Here is a 2823-nt window from a genome sequence, read left to right as displayed (position 1 = left end):
CCCAGCATCGTCGTCTTCGCGGCGGGCGCGGTGCTGCTGGCCATCTTCGTCGTCGTGGAACAGCGAGCGGCCGAGCCGATTCTGCCGCTGTGGGTGTTCTCCCGACGGCTGCTCTGTGCGACGACCATCGTTGCCTTCGGCGTCGGCGCCATTCTGATGGGCCTCACCCCCTACGTGCCCACGTACCTGGAAGGCGCGCTCGGGGCGGCGCCGCTCACCGCGGGCCTCGCATTGGCCGCACTGACGTTTGGCTGGCCGGCGACGGCCGCCATCGCCGGAAGGGTGTACTTGCGGCTCGGCTTCAAGAACACTGCGATCATCGGCGTGACGTTGGTGATCGTCGGGGCGTCGGTTCTGGCTGCCATGGCGCACCGGCCGAGCGTCGCCGTCGTGGCGGCGGCGTGCTTCGTCATCGGTGGCGGTATGGGCCTGCTCGCGGTGCCGACGCTGATCGCGGCGCAGTCCAGCGTCGACTGGAGCGAGCGCGGGGTCGTCACGGGCAACAACATGTTCGCCCGGTCGCTCGGCAGCGCGGTCGGGGTCGCCGTCTTCGGCGCGATCGCGAACTCGATCTTCGGGCCGGGCGACATCCACTCCATCGGTCCGGCCGCCATCCGATCGGGTTCGGCCGCGGTGTTCGTCGGCGTCCTGATCGCCGCCGTCGTGACCGCCTTGGCCGTGGTCGCCATGCCGCGCACGAAGACACACCTGGTTTGATGATCGCCACCGATCCCACCATGCTGATGCCATGACCGAGGGGGAGCCGTGGATTCCGCCGTCGCCGCCGGATAGCCAGTTGATCGACGATCCCGTCTCGGTCGGCACACCCATCGACCTGGACAATTGCGCGCGCGAGCCGATTCACATTCCGGGCAGCATCCAGCCCCGCGGTGTCCTGGCCGTGGTGCACGAACCGGACCTCGAGGTGCGTCAGGTGAGCGCCAACGTCGCCGAGGTGCTCGGTCGCTCGGTCGACGAGGTCCTTGGCGCGCACCTGTCTGCGTTGATCGGCTCCGAACAGGCAGCGCGGGTGGCGCGGGCGGCGTCGACCTTCGGCGAACTGAAACAACGCAACCCACTCGGGTGCGTGATCGACGTGGCAGGCGAGCCGCTGGCATTCGACGCCATCCTGCACCGAGAGCCGGGTGGCGCCCTCGTCGTCGAGCTCGAGATCGCCCATGGCGAGCGGCCCTTCTCCTTCCCGAACACCTACCAGGCGGTGCGGGGCGCAGTCGACCAACTGAATCGCGCCGAAACGCTCACCGCCCTGTACGACGTCGCCGCGCGGACGGTGCGCGACCTCACCGGCTTCGACCGGGTGATGGTGTATCGCTACGACCAGGACTACAACGGCGAGGTCGTCGCCGAGGCCAAGCGCGACGATCTCAACTCCTTCCTCGGCCTGCACTACCCGTCCACCGACATCCCGGCTCAGGCCCGCGCACTGTACGAGAAGAACTGGCTGCGGCTGATCTCCGACGTCGACTACACACCCGTGCCGCTGGTTCCGACAATCGACCCGGGGACCGGCGCCCCGTTGGACCTCACTCACGCCACCCTGCGCAGTGTCTCGCCGATCCACTGCGAGTACCTGCGGAACATGGGTGTGCACGCGTCGATGTCGATCTCGTTGCTACGGCGCGGCCGGCTGTGGGGACTGATTGCCTGTCATCACTACGCCGGTCCGCATCTGCCGCCGTTCGGAAGCCGGGCGGCCGCCGAGTTCCTCGGCTCGACGCTGTCGTTGCGGCTCGTCGACCAGTTCGAGGACGACCAACTCCGTGAGCGCCTGGCCGCGCAGGCGGTGCTCGCCAGGCTGACCGTAACAACGCTGGACGACCGCGCACCGCTCGCGTCGGTGCTAGTGGAAGGACCCAGCCTCGTCGATCTGGTACGCGCCGACGGTGTCGTCGTCGCCATCGCCGACGAGTATCAGGTGCGGGGGTCGGTCCCGCAGCCGGAGGTGGTGTCGGCCGTCGCTGCATGGGCCCGCGGCACCGACGACGACGTGGTGAGCACCGACCACTTGTCCGGCGAGCTACCCACGCTCGACCTCGATCCGCAAGCCGTCGCGGGCGCGCTCGCGCTCAACCTGCCCGACGGGCAGTACGTCATCTGGTTCCGGAGTGAGGTACTGCGATCGGTGGATTGGGGCGGCGACCCCCACAACAAGGCGATCGCAGTCCGCGAGGGCGAGGAGGTCCGGCTCAGCCCGCGAAAGTCATTCGACCTGTGGCGCGAGGTCGTGCGCCAGCGAAGCGAACCGTGGTCGCTGACCGAGACCGAGTCCGCCGAGACGCTGCGTCGCCACCTCGTCGAGTCGCTGTACAGCCGCACGCGGGGCGCGCTGCGGATCGCCGAGACGCTGCAGCGCAGCCTACTGCCCCAGACGATTCCGACGCTCGAGGGTTGGCAGCTGTCCGCTCACTACGAGCCGGCCGTGGGCGGTCGAGTCGGCGGCGACTGGTATGACGCCTTCGAGTTGCCCGACGGTCGGTTGGTCGTGCTGATCGGCGACGTCGCCGGGCACGGCCTCGCCGCGGCGGGCACCATGGCGCAGTTGCGCAATGTCCTACGCGCGCAGTTGTTTACCGGCGCCGCTCCGGCCGAAGCGCTCAATCAGTTGAACGCGTTCTGCATGCACATGATGCCCCGCACGTTCGCCACCGTCGTCGCGGCGCGAGTCGAACTCGGCTCCGGAGGGGTGGAGGCGGCGTCCGCCGGACACCTGATGCCCTACCTGGTGGACGCGGCATCAACCGCCACGCCCGCGCCCATCGAGCTATCGCCGCCGATCGGCGTCAGGGGCATGACGTACAAGCC

2 protein-coding genes are annotated in these 2823 nt (G+C 69.0%); both read left to right on the top strand.

Translation table 11 applies throughout. The annotated features are described in order from the left end of the window. On the top strand, nucleotides 1-717 hold a 717-nt coding region (locus ABW137_RS26540; RefSeq protein ID WP_526404451.1), incomplete at its 5' end, for an MFS transporter. A gap of 31 nt (nucleotides 718-748) precedes the next feature. Next, nucleotides 749-2823, top strand: a 2075-nt coding sequence (locus ABW137_RS26535) for a GAF domain-containing SpoIIE family protein phosphatase (protein WP_526404450.1), incomplete at its 3' end; no start/stop codon positions are given.

The sequence above is a fragment of the Mycobacterium sp. genome, assembly GCF_040509115.1.
Taxonomy (GTDB): domain Bacteria; phylum Actinomycetota; class Actinomycetes; order Mycobacteriales; family Mycobacteriaceae; genus Mycobacterium.
This window is presented reverse-complemented; position numbering and strand designations above follow the sequence as displayed.